Origin of the sequence: Streptococcus mutans (assembly GCF_006739205.1) — a bacterium.
GTDB classification, from domain to species: Bacteria; Bacillota; Bacilli; order Lactobacillales; family Streptococcaceae; genus Streptococcus; species Streptococcus mutans.
Genome location: NZ_AP019720.1, coordinates 647,157 through 665,408, shown reverse-complemented (window position 1 = coordinate 665,408; position 18,252 = coordinate 647,157). Strand labels below are relative to the sequence as shown.

At 35.2% G+C, this 18,252-nt stretch carries 16 protein-coding genes; 2 read left to right on the top strand and 14 right to left on the bottom strand.

Annotation, left to right across the window (positions count from 1 at the left end):
* Nucleotides 1-83 precede the first annotated feature (83 nt).
* Nucleotides 84-725: a hypothetical protein gene (locus FNL60_RS03565; protein WP_002279902.1), complete on the top strand. Its 642-nt coding sequence runs from the start codon at nucleotides 84-86 to the stop codon at nucleotides 723-725.
* A 64-nt stretch (nucleotides 726-789) separates the two neighbouring features.
* Here FNL60_RS03565 and FNL60_RS03560 read toward each other — a convergent pair whose 3' ends face one another.
* From FNL60_RS03560 to FNL60_RS03540, 5 genes are all read right to left on the bottom strand, one after another.
* On the bottom strand, nucleotides 790-1,416 hold the full coding sequence (locus FNL60_RS03560; RefSeq protein ID WP_002279901.1) for an alpha/beta fold hydrolase: 627 nt from the start codon (nucleotides 1,414-1,416) through the stop codon (nucleotides 790-792).
* Complete coding sequence (locus FNL60_RS03555; protein WP_002272011.1) at nucleotides 1,413-1,955, bottom strand: GNAT family N-acetyltransferase; 543 nt, start codon at nucleotides 1,953-1,955, stop codon at nucleotides 1,413-1,415. Before FNL60_RS03555 ends, FNL60_RS03560 begins: the two co-directional genes overlap by 4 nt.
* Before the next feature lie 62 nt (nucleotides 1,956-2,017).
* Nucleotides 2,018-3,853 carry a DUF262 domain-containing protein gene (locus FNL60_RS03550; protein ID WP_002279900.1) on the bottom strand — a complete coding sequence of 612 codons (1,836 nt, stop codon included), beginning with the start codon at nucleotides 3,851-3,853 and terminating at the stop codon, nucleotides 2,018-2,020.
* A gap of 85 nt (nucleotides 3,854-3,938) precedes the next feature.
* Nucleotides 3,939-7,520, bottom strand: a complete 3,582-nt coding sequence (locus tag FNL60_RS03545) for an nSTAND3 domain-containing NTPase (RefSeq protein ID WP_002279899.1) — start codon at nucleotides 7,518-7,520, stop codon at nucleotides 3,939-3,941.
* 298 nt (nucleotides 7,521-7,818) lie between these two features.
* Entirely contained in the window at nucleotides 7,819-8,553 is a 735-nt protein-coding gene (locus tag FNL60_RS03540; RefSeq protein WP_002279898.1) for a PHP domain-containing protein, read from the bottom strand.
* Between the two features lie 220 nt (nucleotides 8,554-8,773).
* On the opposite strand from FNL60_RS03540, the gene FNL60_RS03535 reads away from it, so the two are divergent.
* Nucleotides 8,774-9,919 (top strand): cobalamin-independent methionine synthase II family protein, encoded by a 1,146-nt coding sequence (locus FNL60_RS03535; protein WP_002279897.1) that lies wholly within the window; start codon nucleotides 8,774-8,776, stop codon nucleotides 9,917-9,919.
* 194 nt (nucleotides 9,920-10,113) lie between these two features.
* Here the strand turns inward: FNL60_RS03535 and FNL60_RS03530 are convergent, their stop codons facing one another.
* The 9 genes from FNL60_RS03530 to lacD all read right to left on the bottom strand — a co-directional run bounded on the left by FNL60_RS03530 (nucleotide 10,114) and on the right by lacD (nucleotide 18,248).
* Nucleotides 10,114-10,383 (bottom strand): DUF3884 family protein, encoded by a 270-nt coding sequence (locus FNL60_RS03530; RefSeq protein ID WP_002263060.1) that lies wholly within the window; start codon nucleotides 10,381-10,383, stop codon nucleotides 10,114-10,116.
* A 19-nt stretch (nucleotides 10,384-10,402) separates the two neighbouring features.
* A complete protein-coding gene (locus tag FNL60_RS03525; RefSeq protein WP_002267164.1) occupies nucleotides 10,403-11,299 on the bottom strand; it encodes an aldose 1-epimerase family protein in 897 nt (298 codons plus the stop codon).
* 246 nt (nucleotides 11,300-11,545) lie between these two features.
* A complete protein-coding gene (lacG, locus tag FNL60_RS03520) occupies nucleotides 11,546-12,952 on the bottom strand; it encodes a 6-phospho-beta-galactosidase (RefSeq protein WP_002267163.1) in 1,407 nt (468 codons plus the stop codon).
* Between the two features lie 11 nt (nucleotides 12,953-12,963).
* Nucleotides 12,964-14,670 (bottom strand): lactose-specific PTS transporter subunit EIIC, encoded by a 1,707-nt coding sequence (locus FNL60_RS03515; protein WP_002265220.1) that lies wholly within the window; start codon nucleotides 14,668-14,670, stop codon nucleotides 12,964-12,966.
* 6 nt (nucleotides 14,671-14,676) lie between these two features.
* On the bottom strand, nucleotides 14,677-14,991 hold the full coding sequence (gene lacF / locus FNL60_RS03510) for a PTS lactose transporter subunit IIA (protein ID WP_002263056.1): 315 nt from the start codon (nucleotides 14,989-14,991) through the stop codon (nucleotides 14,677-14,679).
* A gap of 43 nt (nucleotides 14,992-15,034) precedes the next feature.
* Nucleotides 15,035-16,435, bottom strand: coding sequence for a PTS galactitol transporter subunit IIC (locus tag FNL60_RS03505; protein ID WP_002279896.1), 1,401 nt, complete (start codon nucleotides 16,433-16,435; stop codon nucleotides 15,035-15,037).
* 25 nt (nucleotides 16,436-16,460) lie between these two features.
* Nucleotides 16,461-16,763, bottom strand: coding sequence for a PTS sugar transporter subunit IIB (locus FNL60_RS03500; RefSeq protein WP_002265222.1), 303 nt, complete (start codon nucleotides 16,761-16,763; stop codon nucleotides 16,461-16,463).
* 14 nt (nucleotides 16,764-16,777) lie between these two features.
* A complete protein-coding gene (locus FNL60_RS03495; protein ID WP_002265223.1) occupies nucleotides 16,778-17,251 on the bottom strand; it encodes a PTS sugar transporter subunit IIA in 474 nt (157 codons plus the stop codon).
* Nucleotides 17,252-17,267: 16 nt separating this feature from the next.
* Complete coding sequence (lacD, locus tag FNL60_RS03490) at nucleotides 17,268-18,248, bottom strand: tagatose-bisphosphate aldolase (RefSeq protein WP_002265224.1); 981 nt, start codon at nucleotides 18,246-18,248, stop codon at nucleotides 17,268-17,270.
* Between the last annotated feature and the right edge of the window lie 4 nt (nucleotides 18,249-18,252).

Genomic DNA, 18,252 nt, shown 5'->3' with positions numbered 1-18,252 from the left:
TTCAAAAATATTGACAAGTTACTTATCTACTTATATTATTAAGATATCATGACGCATTAAGAATAGAACATAGGAGAACTTTGATGGAAAATTATAAGTCGCAGCACCATTACTCTTTTGCAATCAAATGCTTATATATCGCACTACAAATAGCCAATTTAATACTTGTCTTTCTCACTTTAGTAACTTTATTTATTTCTTTTCCTTCTTTACGTGTGCGTTTGTTCCCTTTTGCGATAGCTTTAATGACTGTCGTCTATCTATTTTTGAGAAATATTAATTACAAAATTTGTCGATTATTTGGCTACCATGCTTCACCAAAGTTGGTAGATTATGGACAGACAGTGTCTTATGATGGCGTAACACTGCCGACTTTTGAAAAAATAACTGAAAATTATAAAACAATCTATCAGACCAGACATGTTGGGTTTCAAAGTCTCTTTTATTTCTTTTTTATGGCGTTAAACGCTGGACTGATAGCTTTTTATGGCTTTCTTGCAGAACTAATCTTTCTTTATGCAAAGATCACTACACAAGCAGCAGTCTACATTTATGGACTAGGCGGTGCTGTTGCTATCTTTATCATCATTTTTATCCAAATAAGGCTTAACAAAGAACTGCAAAAATACTTTGCCAAATGGTTTCACCTCAAAGTGATTTTAATGGAGCATGAACAGCCAATTTATTCCAAAAAAGTGCCATCCCAATTGAAGCCAGCCAGATAAAAATCTGCTGGTTTTTATTGTCATCTTCATCAGATTTTACCTTGATATCACTAAACCCATTACTCTAAAAAGACTCATACTTTAAAAAATCAGTGATTTCTTTGGCAAAAACGATTGGCATTTTGGTGTTTAACAGATATCCACCTTTTTTGATGACAGAAAGGCGAGCATTGGGTATCAGCTCTGCTATTTTCCTAGCAGGCAAAAGATTGGGCTTATCCTTTTGACCGCAAAGAATCAAAGCGGGTATGTCTATTTGCTGGATAGTTTCTCTTAAATCAAGAGTTGACAGAGACTTTGAAAAGGCTAGAAAAGAATCCTTCTCTACTCCTTGTTTTTTAAAAAAGGACTTGGGAAGCAGCTGCAGGCCAAGAAGCTGCAACTTATAAAGAAAACTCCTCTTCAAATCATGCTGCGCGCCAGAAACAATGAAGCCTTTTATATGCGGTAAAGTATGGTCGCTCAGCGCCAAAACCAGCATAGCGCCCAAGGATAGACCAATTAACACAAAATCTTCTTCTATCCCTTTGAGTTCAGCAGCAACTTGTTCCACCAAAGTCGTAAAATTTTCAGGCATTTTTCCTTCATCAAATAAATCCAAGGCTAGACAGTCGTAATGAGGCAGAGCAGCTATCACGTCATTCCAAGCCGTCTTATCCTGTCCCAAACCATGCAAAAAGACTAGTTTCATATGCTGTTCCTTTCAGTCACATTTATCCAGTACCGCTTCATCATGTTCCCCGTTGATTTATCCAAACGGCTGTCTTCATAGACACCTCCGTTTGCGAGGATAGTACGTTCAGAACCAATATTCCAGTCTGCGCAGGTCACCAAAACCTTGTCAATGCCTAATTTCTTGGCTTCTAACAATGCTAGGCGCAGCTGCACTTTAGCGTAGCCTTTCTTACGCTCATCAGGCCGAATAGAATAACCAATGTGGCCTGAAACATTAAGCAAACCTAAACTATTTAGATGATGTCTGACATTGCAAATACCAATCATTCGCTTATCGGACTGACGAATGCAGAGAAAAACCGTTGCTGTCCACCCTTCTTCTGCTGGCTTATCCTTTGAGAGCCTGTCTAGGTAAACCAGCCAATCAGACAATCTATCAAATTTATAAAGCCCAGCTCCGCCATACATGTGCTCACTTTTAAAAGCTTCCTTATAAGCCAGTAATTCCTCTTCCCAATCAAGACTGGGGCGGACTAGGATTAAGTTTTCGGTCATAATGTGCACTCGCTTTCGTTTAGGAGTTTTTGAATTGGATTCAAAAATATAGTTGTACAATCTTACAGATTCAGAAACTGCTCTCTATTGTCATCTGAATCTTCTTTATGAAACATAGTTAAAAATTGACTATAATCTTCGAATCTATCAGTAGGAATCTCAATTTTATATTTTGACTCATTGTTATTATCATTTTCTGCATCAATTTTGTTTAAGCCCCACGATTTAAGCAAATCCAGTAATTCATCTGAAATTCGTATATCCCGTTCTCTAATGTCGTCTAGTTCCCATTTAGATTTTTCTTGAGACAATTCTTGAACAATTGTAATTTTTGATTTATTATAGCTATCTTGTTTCTTTTGAAAATAACCATTACCCGCAATAATATTCAGTTTCTTCTCGAAAGGAAGTTTATTGCCAATATGTTCGATAAGAAGTTTTACTTCTTGTTCTGTACTATCTGGAAAGTAGCTACTTTGCCATTTTTGAGGCAAGATATGCTCAATTTCCCACTTAGGAGGAAGTAAATCTTCTTGTTTTTGATAGGCAAGAACTTTCAAAATCATTCGAACTGTGTTTCTATGAGAATGCTTTATCTTTTCTTTTAATTCCTCTTCATCGATAGGTTTAAAATCAAATTTTGGATTTTCAGAGCGGTAAACTTCTGCATTTAAATTCAATATGCTGCGCTTTACAGCATTAATAGTTGGAGTCACTATATACCTAGCAGACAGAACTGCGAACAAACGTCTGAGGAAAGTTAGAAAGTTACTTTCAAATTCCACAGAATCTTTATATCTTAAATAGTAGATAACAACAGGATATTTCCAGAATTCATTCGGATATGAGGACAAAGCATCTAAGACTTTGAGAATCTCACTATTTTCTGACCAAGCTTCATCATCAATTATTGTATTATTGTTAATAATAGTCCATAAGCTAGCAAGCAAACTCAATTCATTTATCAGCTCTTTTTGATAAAGTTTTTTTTCTTTATTTTGTAAATAATACTTCCGCATTCGTGGAGTTGTTGTATTTCTATCATTATCTTTTGCTCTTAAATAGAACATATAATAATAGAATAGCTTTTGTATACTTTCATTTGCATTTGCGGCATTTTCATCAAGCTGCTTCCAATTTTCAACGAAGGATTGTTTATCCATTTCATTTAGGTGATTATATATATTAGCTTTAAAAATATCAGCATCAGATAAGGCCAACCCTCGATCATTTAGTGTTGAAAATATGGTCAGAGCAGTATTTTGTGAATCCGCAGTGATAGGAAGTAAAATTGCTCTATTCAATACATTCCAAATGAACCAATAAAACAACTCTGGCTCTTTACTAGCATAATCTTCAATTAATTTTACAAACAGACTGTAATTAAGAGAGTAATTATCTTTTGCTTCTTTTTTCACTTCGCCTGTAACCAGAATATTAGAAAAAATTTCATTCCCTTCTTCTCCCATTACCCTAGAAACAATTAGTGTTTTCTCAAAATCAACTTTCGCAGTTAATTCATCTTGTTGCCATAAGGCTGATTCAATTTGCGTGATAAAATTTTTAGACTGAGGCGTCTCACTCATAGAAGTCAACTTAGAATATATCGCTCTCAATAACAAAAACAATGAAGTAATGCGTTGCTGACCATCAATAATTTCTTGCTCATTATTTTTTTCATATGCAACAATTGTTCCTAAAAAGTAGGTGCTTTCTTCACTGCTATCACTGCTCTCGGAACTTTCTGTATACTCCACGAGATCATCAAATAAAGTCTGAATCTGATCAGCTGTCCAAGCATATGGTCTCTGATATTCAGGAATAACAAAATTTTTCTTTTTTCCTGTCTCCAAAAGTTGTTTAACAGTTTGTTTATTGACTTCAATAGTTGTTGACATAAATTTTCCTTTCTTCCAAAATCTCAATAATATTATTAGTATTTCTATTCCTAGATTTGAAAATAGCGAGATAGCTAATGGATTATTAAAACTCCCTTTCTAGTTCCTCTTCAATATGCTTGGTATTGTTATCTATTATTTTATTAATATGTATTACCAATTCAATATAGTCCATATCATTGTCAAAAATCTCTTTTACATTCTTCAAGAAGTCTCTTTCCTGCTCTAATACCGGAACGTAACTACCTGCCAAAAAAGTTGAACAAGAGGAAAAATGAATTTTTTTAAAAGTACTTTTCCCAAAACTTTTATCTTTTATAATTTTAAATAATTCTATTTTCTTACTTTTATCATCTATGACTTTTACGCCCAAGTTCACAAATTTTATTGCTAATTCCTCGCTATTGGTTCCCTTCAATGCTTTTAATAAAATATTATTATTTTCTTCCACGATGGTTTCCAATAAACTATTATAGTAATAAAGAGAATCTTTTGATATTATATAATTCAAAAAAATTAAATAAATTTTTTCAGCATCTTTAAAACTTTTAATGCTATGTAGCAACATAGAAGCCTCATTGCTATATCCCGTTTTCAATTTATTAATCTTTTTCAAACTTTCTACTACAAAGTCTATATCATCATTTCCTAATTTTTGAAAAAGATAGCATCCCTGATCGATATCTTTCTCTAGATTTTTTAAATACAAAGATTTTAAAACATTTTCTCCAAGTAGATTAATTAATCTTGGTACCTCCTCTTCTTTTATAAAATGAGGAATAACAAAATTAATATCATCTGCCTTCTGAATTAGTATTTCTTTAAAACTTGGCTTCACTAAAATATACTTGTAAAAATCTAAAATAGTAAAATATTTTGGTAATGACTCATTTTTTAAAAGGCTCTCTAATATTTGTAAATCTTCTTCCTTGACTTCCTCAAGTCTAACTAGATAAGCAAATTGCCACTTATACCGCTCTGATTCTGGAGAGAAAGCAATAATAGCCTGTATTTGTTCTCTTTCTATTTCTTCTAAAAATCTATCAGGCACAATATTTTCAAAATGATAATTTGCTCTAAACATTGAATCAAGAAAACTCATTTTACTATCGTTATTTACTTTTTGAAACATATTAAATAAAACAAATTCAATATTTCTATCATTCATAAATGAATCACTTTTGAATTGGTTAGCAAAATTAAAAATTTCATCCCAATTGCTTGAATAGTTATTTGCTATTTTTTGTAACTGTAATTTATCATTATCTGCATACGGATATGCATAATTGTGTTTTATTAAACTATTATATACCTTTTGTCTGTCAGAAATTTTATAATCTTTAAAAATTGAGAAATTCCCTTTAATTTCTACCGTGTGCAAAGCATAAACTATCTTTTCTTCCACCATTGACAAATTTGCTAAATTCGAAAAAAATAATTCTTTAATATTTTTTAAATCTTCTTCAATGGTATTAGGATGACTATCTGAATATTTTAAAATAATAAGTTGGTAATCATATAATAGTTTTTCAATATAGCATCTAACTTCTGAATTTCCTATAACGTATAGTTTTGCTAGAAGTTCCATGATATTTTTATGATATTTCTTCAAATTATCCCCGTCTGGCACTGTGTAACGTCTAAATATACCTGTATCTCCATTTGCAGTTGCTTTCTCTACTTCAATCTTAAAATACTGTTTTAAGATTGTCACAACTAATTCTTGATTGTAGCGTTGATACAAGTCAAATTTATTTAATTCAACTATTGTTTCTCCCGCTATATTGTAGTAGATATATTCTCTAGTTGTTACCAAACCATAATTTTCTTCAAGAATGGTATAAACTTCAGAAATTCTATTAGGCTTTTTAGCAAAATATTTTATCAATAATTGAAGAGCATGTTTATAATAATTCGTTCGGCTAATTGTATGGACTATCAATAAAATTGAATCTTTAATGGTTGTTTTTTTATTCTTTTCATCAATAAAACTATCTCTTGTATAATCCTCAATCTCAATATTGTCAATTTTATTTTTAATATAAGAAATTGCCTCTAAAGGAAGCAAAACACCAAATTGTGTTAGAAATTTTTCTTCATCTTGACCATTTTTAAAGCTATTTTCACTATAATGTTTTTTAACCGCATCGGAAACTATTTCTACATCACTCTCTTTTTTTATAAAATTAGAGAATTGATTTAATATTTGAACAACTTTTTGATTATTTAATGGATAGAGCTCGCGTAAAATCTCTAAAACAGATACTTTTTTATTAATTAAAAACTTGATAACAATATAGTCATCTAATGATTGGTCTGCTATCTTTACAATTTTGTTATTATAGATATTACATAGCTCTCGTTCATGAAGTCTTTCAACCCCATCCCTAAATTCCTTTTCTGTTATATCAGTTATTTGCAGTAGTTTAGTAAACTCTTGATTGTCTGCTAAATTATCTAATCTAATTTTTTTAAGGTATGACAAAATGAAAAGAACCTTTTGTCCCTCGTGGATAATATTATTTTTAGTTAAAATCTCTTCATAGTAATCTTTTAAAATATCAACTTCGTCATTGAAATTAGCCAAATCCTGTGAACTAGATAATTTAACTGCAATGACTGCAATTCGTGGATTCCCTTTAGAGATAGTATTGATATGCTTAATTTCTCCGTGGGAAAAATCATGCTTAGAGAATTGATTAAGTAATTGTGTAAAGTTATTATCTTTTAAAACATTTGGCTCAATACTCTCATATTTAAACTCTTTTATATTAGCAATTACTTCATTTTCAGCATAATCACGAACAGTAAGAATAAACTTAACATTAGTGTCTGTGTTTAGCAAACCAAGTGTCGGAATATAATTTTGAGTTATGTTAACGTCATCAATGAAAATGATATTTTCTTTCTGTGAGTCTAAATGACTCTTGACATCTTGATAAATTGATTGATTATTGCTCTTGATACAAAGAATGTTATATTTACTTCTATCAAGTGAGGAACAAATTTCAATTGCTAATCGTGTTTTTCCTGTTCCGGGTTTAGCTGATATTAACAGAATTTGATTTTCACTTGATATTATCAAATTAGTAATGTCACTTATATCACCGATATAGTCATTTGAAATAGGAGCGTTTGTTTTACTGCTATCATGAATTTTCATAAAGTCATCAATATTCCATACCTGTTCCGTAGACTCGCTGATTGATAGATAGTCTTTTGCCAAATATTGAAAATCTAATTTTGTAAGGTCATTAGCAATGTTATTAATTCCAATTAACTCAAGCTCATAAGGCTCAGCTAATTTTTCTAGTTCTTCTTTTTGTTTAATTTCTATATTTGAGGAAATATGACAACAAATAATTCGTTCAACTTTATCTTCGTCAATTTTTTCATCTAAAATTTTTTCCTTAACTGACTGAATATCTTCTTTCAACTTAGGTATTACAGACTTATGGGTGCCATACATGATATAAATATATTTATCATCTTTCTCCGCGTAAGAATCTGGGATTCCCTTAGTTGTCTTATCCGTTCCTTCTTGAGACCCCAAAGAAACTAAATTTTCAAAATGGTATTTTCTTCTCAGATAGGCATCTCCTAAATTCTGAAATTTTCCTCCTTCTAACTCTTTAATAGCATTTTCAATTTTATTAATTTGACTCATTAAAACCTCTTTTCATAATGACATCATGTATGCTTAGTATCCTCAACCTACCATAATATTTAATTTATATAATAAAAGCTTTTTATCCATCCATAAAAACGATGAAGTTGCTCTTAAAACCAGTCGCTATAGTAGTCAAGATATCGTTAGCAATGCTAACAATACAGGTTCTTGAAAGACTTTTGACTTTCAAGAAATCATGAAACCGTATGTTTGCTGGCGTGCCGAACCACATGAGCTGGCTGACAATAGGAATACTGTTTACAAACGAAATGCTACAGCAACCAACCGCTGCTTTTTAAATTATCTCCCCCTCTTCAATTCCATACTCATCTAAGATGTCTTGGATTTTGTCAAAGGCTAGGCGGAAGTGTTCGAGTTTGTGACCGTCGGAGCCGATGGAGTATTTGTGGCAGTCTAAGTTTTTGACTAGGCCTAAGGCATAGCGGTAGAGGTGCTCGTGGTGATAGAGGTACATGGACTTGCTGTTGAGTTCAAAGGCTAGGTTGTGGTCGATCATCTTGTGGAAAATGCGGCACAGCTGGGCTTCATGAGTCTTTAATTCATCAACCGTCAGGTCAAACAAACGAAAGCCATAGTCGAAATGCGCCAGTACATCAGCTTCCACGCGTCCGATGGCGTATTCCAGCTTGTCTAAGTATTCTTGGATAATGGTTTCTTTGTCCATATCTGCCACTTCATCATCCAAATAATCATTGACCCCGTTATGATGGACAGAGAGTAATTTCAAATCATAGTCCTTGTCAGCTAGGAAGCTGATAATGTCCGCTTCACGGGGCTGGTAATAGCCAATTTCAATGCCTCGCTTGATGCGGTTACCGTATTTCGCATTAAGCTCGGCTATTTCCTTAGAATAAGCCTCATAATCAGGTACATCATCCTGCTGAGTGTAGGGGTTGGACAGGTCGTAGTGCTCAGTCGTGACAATTTCCCCATCATAGTGAGTCAGGTAGTCCTCAAAGCTAGCGTCAGAATCATAGGAAAAATGGGTGTGTAAATGGTTATCGCGCATCGGTTATAAGTTGCTCCTTGTTTTTTCTTCTATTTTACCAAAAAAGGCGGAGATAGGGAAAACTGCTTTTTCATTTCGAGGAGAAGGCGTTTGTGTTTAGGCAAAAACTGTCTTTTTAGTTATAGTTTAAAACTATATGCTTTTCTCTAAATTAACTATTTTTCAAAAGTACTCAGCTTTTGTACAATAAAAAGCAAGAAATCTAGAAAGAGGCATGTATATGACACAATCAAAATTCCAACTAGTTGGATCTCTTCTTCGTCCAGCTGATCTGCTTGACTATAAAAATAAAATTGAACATCGTGATAACATTCAGTATCCTTTTTATGATAGTTTTCCGGGTTATCGTGAAACAGAAACAGCAGAGATTAAAAAGGTCATTGCTGATGAAAAGGCAAATGGTATTGATATTTTGACAGATGGTGAATATTCTAAGTCCATGTGGCATTTAGATTTTATTTGGGGACTTAAAGGTATTGAACGTTACATTGCAGACCACGGCTACACTTTTAAAGACCATGATGGCGGACAGTACGAAACACGTAAAGACATCGGTATTCGCATTACCCAGCCACTTTCAGGTAAAAATCATCATTTTTTAGATATTTACAAACTGCTCAAGGAAGAAGCTGGTGATACGCAAACAAAATTAACGATTTGGGGACCTGCGCATGCTTATACTGAACTGACTATCTTTGATAAACTTGCTGGTGAAGGGCAAGTTTACAAAACCAATGACGAATTAAAAGCTGGTCTTATCAAGGCCTACAAGGAATTCTTGACAGAATACAAGGAAGCTGGCGGTGAGATTATCCAGTTTGATGACTGCCTTTGGGAACTTTTTGATGAATCAAATCCTGCTTCGTTTTTTGCTGATGGCAATGCTGCGCTGGCTGATTTAGCTGATGAATTCATTGCGATCAATAACGAGGTAGCTGATTACGGGCATCAATTAGGACTCAAAGTTTGGACACATAACTGCCGCGGAAATTATGAAAGCCGTTCTGCCTCAGGCGGAACTTATGAAGCGATTGCGGAAAAATTCTTGCGTGATCAACACTATGACCGCTTCTTCTTAGAATGGGACAGTGACGTCTCAGGTGATTTGAAGGCTCTTGCTTCTCTTAAAGATAAAGATGCTGAGGTTGTTCTTGGACTCCTTTCCAGTAAGACAACTGATCTTGATGATGAAGAACGTGTTCTCAAGTTATTAGAACAAGCCAGCACCATTTTGCCTAAGGAACGTTTGCTGCTGTCACATCAATGCGGTTTTGCCTCTTGTGATTCTGGCAATGAGTTGGCTATCCCGCAGCAATGGGCTAAAATCAAACAAGGCCAAGAAATCGCTAAGAAATTTTGGGGTTAAGTAAAAATCCATTTGGAGCATTATCTTCTCCAAATGGATTTTTAGACTGTTTTAAAAGAACCTCCCTGATACTAAAAGAAGATTGCTATTCTAACTTAGTCTTTTAGGACGAGGCAGCAAGCTACAGACCGTACTGATTTACAACAAAGTGAGCCTGCAATATTAAAAATAAGCTAGATGTCCATCTTTTAGCTTTATTTTGAAAATGGCAGATGATCTTTAGTCAAGAACACTTGCTCAGAAGTCAGATGTGTCAGCTCCAAAAATTTCTCTTGAAATTCGGATAAAGGTAGATTTGAATGACAAATCCATTCATCACCAGTATTGACATACCACTTACCCAATCGCTTGATTTCTTCTGTCATATTCGGAACATCTTTTTGATTGGTGAAGGTCAGTATATAGACTATCTCAAAGGCTGATGAGATGGCGTTTTTAGCTATTTTTTTAAGAGAAGTCATCATTAACTCCCTCCTTTCAATTTTATAAAACAGTGATGTCAAAATAGTTTCGATCAAACTGTCCGGGCTCTACAAAGCTCACATTGCGTTTTTCTTCAAAATAATCTGATTCATCTACCGCAGTTGACAACCCGCTCCAAGGTTCTAAGGCTATAAAAGGACTCTTATTGGCTGTTGACCAAAGAATAAGGTAAGGAAAATCTGCAAAATCCAAACGCAGGCCTCCGCCGTGATTTTTAGAACGCAGACTGACACTTCTTGATTGTAGATTATCTAAAGTAATGGCGTCATGCGTAAACAAAGAATAATCCAAATCAAGGTATTTCTGCCCTTTCAAGAAAATTTTTCTGTCTTGTAAATCAAGCAACCCTGTATCAGGAAAAGATTTTGGTACTGTACAGGTTTCTTCCTTTTCAAATTCAAGATAGTAGTCTTCATAGCGATCTCCTGCAAACAAGGGACAGTTCAAACCGGGATGGCCTCCGATAAAATAAGGCATGATGCTTTCTTTTTCTTTGTTAATAACCTGATACTCTGTGCGAATAGTTGTATGCTTTAAAGTGTAGATAATCTTTAATTCAAAATGATAGGGATATTGCATCAGCATTTCTTTGTCAGGAGTAATGGTAAAAACAACACTGTCTTTTCCCAGTTGCTCAAAGCGAAAATTTTTCTTTCGCACCAGGCCGTGTCTAGGGATGCTGCCATAACGATGTGAGTGTTTCTTAGACGTGTAAATGCCCTTATCATTTCTTAAACTGCCGCAAATAGGAAAAAGAACCGGTGCCTGAGAACTCCAGTAGTAAGGATTTCCCTGCCATAGGTATTCTATACCATCTTGATCTTTGATAGAAGACAAAGCACCACCAAACTCTTTAAACTGGACAGTTACTTTTTCATTTTTTAGTTCAATAACCATTACTTATCCTCATTCTTACTTCATATTTTTAACATTAAAACAAAGCAAGAGTGCAATCAAAGACTGTCACTCTTGTTTTTATTGCTGTCTTTATCCAAAATTTAGGCTGTTTTTTGGAAGTATTCATTAAATATAGGATATATTGAGAAAATATTGAAGTAACAAGCTTTTTGATTTAATTTCAGTCAAGACAGCAAGCCTCCCAAACAACGCAAATGATTACCAAATGCGATTAAAATACCGGCATCAGTCAATTATTTGGGTCTCAGCTAACTTTTTATACCAGTAGGCACTTTTCTTGGGATAACGCTCTTGCGTATCAAAATCAACATAAAAGAGACCATAGCGCTTCTCATAACCATTTGACCATGAGAAGACATCCATCAGAGACCAGATAAAGTAACCTTTGACATTGGCACCGTCTGCTATAGCATCTGAAAGAACTTCTAAGTGTTTTTTAACATAATCAATACGGGCATCATCATAAACAGTATGATTCACAAATTCATCCTTATAACCAAGACCATTTTCAGTGATATAAATCTTCTTGTAATTAGGATAGTCCTGCTTAACTCGCATGATTTGGTCGTAAAGTCCTTGCGGATAAATGATCCAATCCCAATCTGTTTTGGGAACATTTACTGGCGCTTCTCTGCGACCGACACCCTTAATCTGGTACTTAGAACTTCCTTTTTCGCCTTTAGCATTATGCGTAATTTCGGTTTCACCATCAAAAGCACGCATCCAATCACTCATATAATAATTGATACCCAAGAAATCATTGAGATCTTTAGCAGCTTCAAGAGCAGCAAAATCTTCCTCACGAAGGTCTAATTGACCACCATTGACAGCCAAAATATGATTGACCCCTTCCATAGTTTTCTCAGAATACTTACCCAGATAAGTCGCATCCAAGATGAATTTATTATGAATAATATCTTCTAATTCTGCCGCACGAATATCTGCTGGGTTGTTTGGATCATAAGGATATTTGGTTGGCAGAGCATGAACCACACCAATTTCGCCAGAGTAGCCACCATCTTTGAAAAGTTTGACTGCCTTGCTATGTGCAACCATCATGTTGTGGTGGGATTGGAAAAGCTTGGCAAGATCGTATTGGATGCCCGGCGGAAATTTTCCAACCAGATACTGACCATCACCAATGGGGCCAATTTCATTGAAAGTTGTCCAATAATTCACTTCTGGAAATTCTTTAAAGCAAAATTCAGCATAGTTGACAAAATGCTCTATATTTTCACGATTGAGAAAGTCACCATTTGAATGCAAAGCCTCTGGGGTATCAAAGTGATGAAGTGTTACAAAAGGTTCCACATGACGTTTATGGCATTCAGCAAAAAGATTATGATAAAAGGCAAGACCTTTGGGGTTAACGGCTCCATACCCTTTTGGAAAAATCCGTGACCAAGCAATGGAAATGCGAATACCGTTGATGCCAAATTCTTCTGCCAACTTTAAATCAACAGGATATTGATGATAGAAATCGCTGGCAGGTTCAGCTGTATACCAATAGTTATCTTCTAAATATTTATCCCAAGCAACAGGACCCTTCCCATCTGCATGAGTGGCACCTTCAGCCTGATAAGCTGCTGTTGCACCACCAAAGATAAAATCTTTAGGTAATGTTTTGCTCATAATGTGACCTCTCAATCTTTAAATTGTTCTTCCACAAAGGCAAGCGCTCCCTTGCCATCACGCGTCAAACCAATATATTGAGCACCTTCGGTCTTAGCTAATTTGATGCCAAGTTTATCCGTTTCTGCTTTCATATCCTCATAGTTAGAAGCAACTTGCGGAGCCAAGATGACTAATTGGTATTGGTCTAAAATTTCGCGGTGAGCGCCATAACTTCCAGCTGCAGCCTTAACAGGGGCTCCGTATTCTTCTGCGGCTTTATTTAAAGCATTAGCTAAAAGACCGCTGGTACCGCCGCCGGCACATAAAACGAGAACATTTGTTTCTTCAGTGATAGCATGAGTTGCTGGCTCTTCTTTAGATTCAGTACCTTCAAGAATAGCATCAGCTTTTTTCGTATCAAAGTTAGCTGCTACTTTTTCTTTTAAAGCATCAGATGAACTTTTACCTTCAGCTTCTTCAGCCAAAATCTGTTCATCATAAACTTTAACAAAAGGATAATAAATGACAGTATCTACAAGGATTAAAAGTGCTGCAAGAACAAAAGATAAAACAGCAAATCCAGTTCCTAAGACAATGCCTATTGGCCCGGGTGTTGTCCATGGAAGATTAGCAAAGAAACTGTTCATTCCAAGGGTATCAACAAAAAACTTAAAAATCCAAACATTAACAATTGGGGCAAGAATGAAAGGGATGAAAAAGACTGGATTTAAAACAATAGGTGCTCCAAACAAGATAGGTTCATTGACGCCAAAGAAAGTTGGCACAACAGAAGCACGTCCAATAGCCTTATTGCGTTTTGATTTACATAACCACATGAACATGAAGGGAACAACTAATGTTGCACCAGTACCACCCATAGTTACAATAAACATCTGAGTGCCTGAGGTAATCACTTTATCAGCATGTTGACCAGCATGAATCAAATGTGCATTCAATTCAACATTTGAATATGTAATGGCTGCAATAGCCGGCTCAACAATAGAAGGACCATGAATACCGACAAACCAGAACAAGGCGTAAGCTCCAAAAATAATCGTAATACCAAGATAGCCATCGGCTGCTGAAAATAAAGGAGCAAGCAAGGTTCCAATTGACTGAGCCACATTTACTCCAATAACTGCCTTAATAGCTAATTGGATAGCATACAAAATAATAATGGAAAAGGCAAATGGAAAAATATCTTTAAACACTTGAGAGATATTTGGCGGTACCTCCTCAGGCATACGAATGGTGACATTATTTTTAACACAAACCTTGTAGACATTAACAGTAATAAAGGCTGCAATGAAAGCAGTTAACAAGCCCTTAGTTCCCATAAAGGCACTCAAGAAACCACCTTCTTTAGCTGGATCCGCTGCCATGATTAAGAAACCGGCCATAGAAGCTAACATTGTTGAAATGAAATTAATCTGGTTGGTCTTTTCTAATTGGCGGTTCATCGAATCCGTTAGTGATTTAGCAGTTGTACCAGCCACTAGGAAACCAATAATCCCCATCGTATAGTTATAGGGTGTCATCAACATGTTTTCAATACCTTTTGGCCAAGTAAAACCAAAGATATTAGGAACATAAGCGATCAACAGAAAAATACTCGAAAATAGAATGACCGGCATTGCCGAGATAAACCCATCACGAATAGCACGTAGATAAATATTACGCGAAATTTTTTCAAAGAAAGGCTTTCCCTTTTCAATTTGAGCAATCAATGTGTTCATATTATTTTAGCTCCCTCTTTTGTACAATTCAATTAAATGTTTCATCAAATCTTTTAGAAGTATGGTTGTCATCAGGTGATCTTGTCCGTGCATTAAAGTAACACTAAGTTCAATATCATCGCCTTGTGCTTCCTTAGCCAAAAGGCTTGTTTGAGCTTTATGGGCATCAACAATACAGTCATCTGCCGCAGCTACAAGCTCTTCTGCCCTATCGTACTCACCGGCCTGTGCCGCATTCAAAGCTTCAAGTAATTTAGAACGTGCATCTCCTGCATAGGCTACAATTTCAAACCCCAAAAGAGTCGCTTCTTCTCTGTTCATTTTCATACCTTCTTTCTAAAAATATAATATAGACATGTTCATTCTATTTCGCTTCTTCATAAGCTTGATTGCGTTTTTTCATTTGAGCAACATACCAGAAAAATAAAAGAGTATAAATAGCAAGTGCAATCACAGCATATAACATGTATTGCACATCACCAGCTGTGCCCTTACCTGCAAAATAAGCTAAAAATTTTTCAATAGGACCTTCCATTGTCGTATGAGAGATTAATGTCGAGCTGCTTATTCCCTTAGGAAATGCCCCAACTTTTTTGGCAGTTTCCGTGATAAACGGTGCCATTAAACTTCCTGACCACAAAAACAGAGGCAATTCAATCGTACCAATAATAATCATTCTGATTAGCTTACCGCGTGTTACAACCAATAAAGCTGGAGTAACACCCATTGCAATAATTCCTGCAAGAGGTAATAATTTGTTCCCTGGTAAAATAATGGCTTCAAATAGCATAATAGGTGCTAAAATGTTAGCAGCAGCCCAAATTTCTGCACGACCTGCAAGAAATGGCCAATCTAATCCAATATTTAATGTGCGACCTTTCAATTTGGAAGAAGCAAAATTTGTAATTCCTTGTGATAGCGGTTCCACAGCTGCGATAAACCAAGAGCCAATCAGTGAAAATAACTCCAAACAAACTGCAGCTGTAAAAGCTAGAGAAATCACTTGTGTAGGAGTTTGACCAGCCAGCAAACCAACAAATATCCCCAAATAAACACCGATAGCAAATTTAGAACCCCAAAAACCAATTTTAGCATTTAATTTAGCAGCATCAAAATCATATTTATCCAACCAAGGAAACAGCTTATCAAAAATTTTATCAAATACCATAATGATTGGGTTCATCATGTAATTCATGTGAGTTGTTGTCATGGGGTTTTCATTGCCAGTTCCCAATAAATCATTGAAAGTCGGTTTCATCACATCAGAATTAATGATTTTTAAAACTCCAATAAAGATGACTAAAACCGTTGCAACAAGTAAATTTGCACCACTAAAAATAGCAAATAGACCTACAATAGACAGGTGCCAAATATCAAAGATATCAACATCCAAGGTATTTGTTTGATGGAATACCAACATGATGATATTAACAATAAGCATGACTAACAGAAAATATAATGTATATGGAGAGCCCCAGGTAATGGTTGCTAGTGGTGCCCAACCGACATCAGTAATATTTAAGTGAAGTCCAGTACGATCTACAAAATCCGTCATCGCTCCAGAAAAAGCAGTAGACAAAATGTTGATGATGGCACTAATACCAGTCAAGGCAATCCCTAATTTAATACCGCCTTCCAAAGCTTTTGTAAATTTCACTCTAAAACATAAAGCTATAATGGTTAAAATGACAGTCATCAGTGGTGCCGCACCAAGATCAATAATTGGCTTAAAGACTGCATTGGCAAATTCAATTATCACATTCATATGATTATCTCCTATTGATTACAGTTTACGTATGTAAACTTTTAATAATTTCTTCCATCTTTTGATAGACAGGTTCTGCCATTACAGGAATACGATAAAGAATTGGTCCTGCATCCACCACAGGGATAGTAACATCAAAGCCTAGATCCGTTTTAGAAATTTGAGCAAAAATATCATAATGAGAGAGTAGATCTTCATTAATATCTTTAATCATCACAGCATCACACGATACTTGATAACCACGTTTTGTCAATTCTGATTCCAATGCACTCTTAATTTGATGGCTTGAATTCACACCTGCACCACAGGCAGCTAAAATTTTAATCATAATTTTACTCCTTTTTAATAATGCTGTTTTAAATAATCAAAAATTTTATGGCTATCTTCTAAATTGAAAAAGACTTTCAAATCACTAATACTTTGCCGATTAATAAAATCCATTATTCCAGCCAGCAATCCTGCTTGTTCACTCTCATTATGATTTAAAATCATAAATAAGAATGAAACAGTCACTTCTTCATCCGGCAGAATCATATTATGAAAAACAATAGGATATTTTAGTTTTACCGGTACAATACGAGTTTCTGTTACATATTCGCTTTCTGTATGAGGAATAGCAATATTTGGTAAACTTGTATCAATCGGAGATAGGGACAGAGCAGTTGGATAATTTTTTTCTCTTTCAATTAAGTTGTTGATATACTCTGATGTCACTAATTTTCTTTCCAGCAATTTTCCAGCAATCTCTTTGAATACTTCTTCTTTTTCTTTTTGTTTTGAAATAAATACTGTATCTTCGCTAAATAACTGTGACATAACCGCTCACCATTTTTTAAGCCCTTTCTTTCCAAGACGTTGCGGTTGCTTTTAAAACCTTATTCAGCTCATCAATATTCTTGAATCCTTCTGTACGAAGCCACTGGCGGGCTGCTGCTTCGCCTTTTTCAATATAATCTTTAACTGAACCAGCCCATGTGGCACGTCCGCAAAGGACACCGTTAAAATTAGCCCCTGACTCTTTTGCAAAAACAAGCGTATCTTGGAATAACTTAGCAGAAACACCTGCACTCAAATAAATATAGGGAAGCGGTGTTGCTTGATCTTGTTGTTTAAAGAAGTTTGCTGCTTGATCTTGAGTGTGAACAATTGGGCCATCACCAAAACCTTCGACATACTTCATGTTAACAGGAACCTCAACCTTCAGAACATCAATGCCAAAACGCTCGTCTGAGAAGACTTTCATAGCATCAAGCACTTTATGAGGCTTTACTTTAGCATACTCAACGCTTGCGGCATCAGTAATGGTTTCGTCATAAGCTAAAATTTCAAGGAAAAAGGGAATATCTTCTGCCTTACATTCAGAACCAATTCGTTCAATATAAGCCTGTTTTTGCTGGTTAACTTCTTCATCACCATCAACATCATAGTAGAGCAAGAATTTAACAGCATCTGCACCTTGTTTTTTCAAACGTTTGGCTGACCATTCAACCAGACAATCTGGCAAGCGTTTAGTGCTTGTTGTATCATAACCAGTCTTCTCATAAGCAAGGAGCAAACCTGCATTTTTATCCAAATGTTTTGTTGCTGGAAGACCATATTCTGGATCAAGCAGCATGGATGAAGCATAAGGTGTTAATTCTTCTGCTACTAAGACCTTCAGCTCTTCCATTTGAGCAATCGTTGGTTCTTGCGTTTGATACTGCGCCATCAAGCGTTTTAAAGCACCACGCTGGTCAAAAGCTAAAGCTGAAATAATTCCATTTTCATCACTAAGTTTTTCCATATAACTGCGCTTTTCTTGTGTTAATGTCATCTTT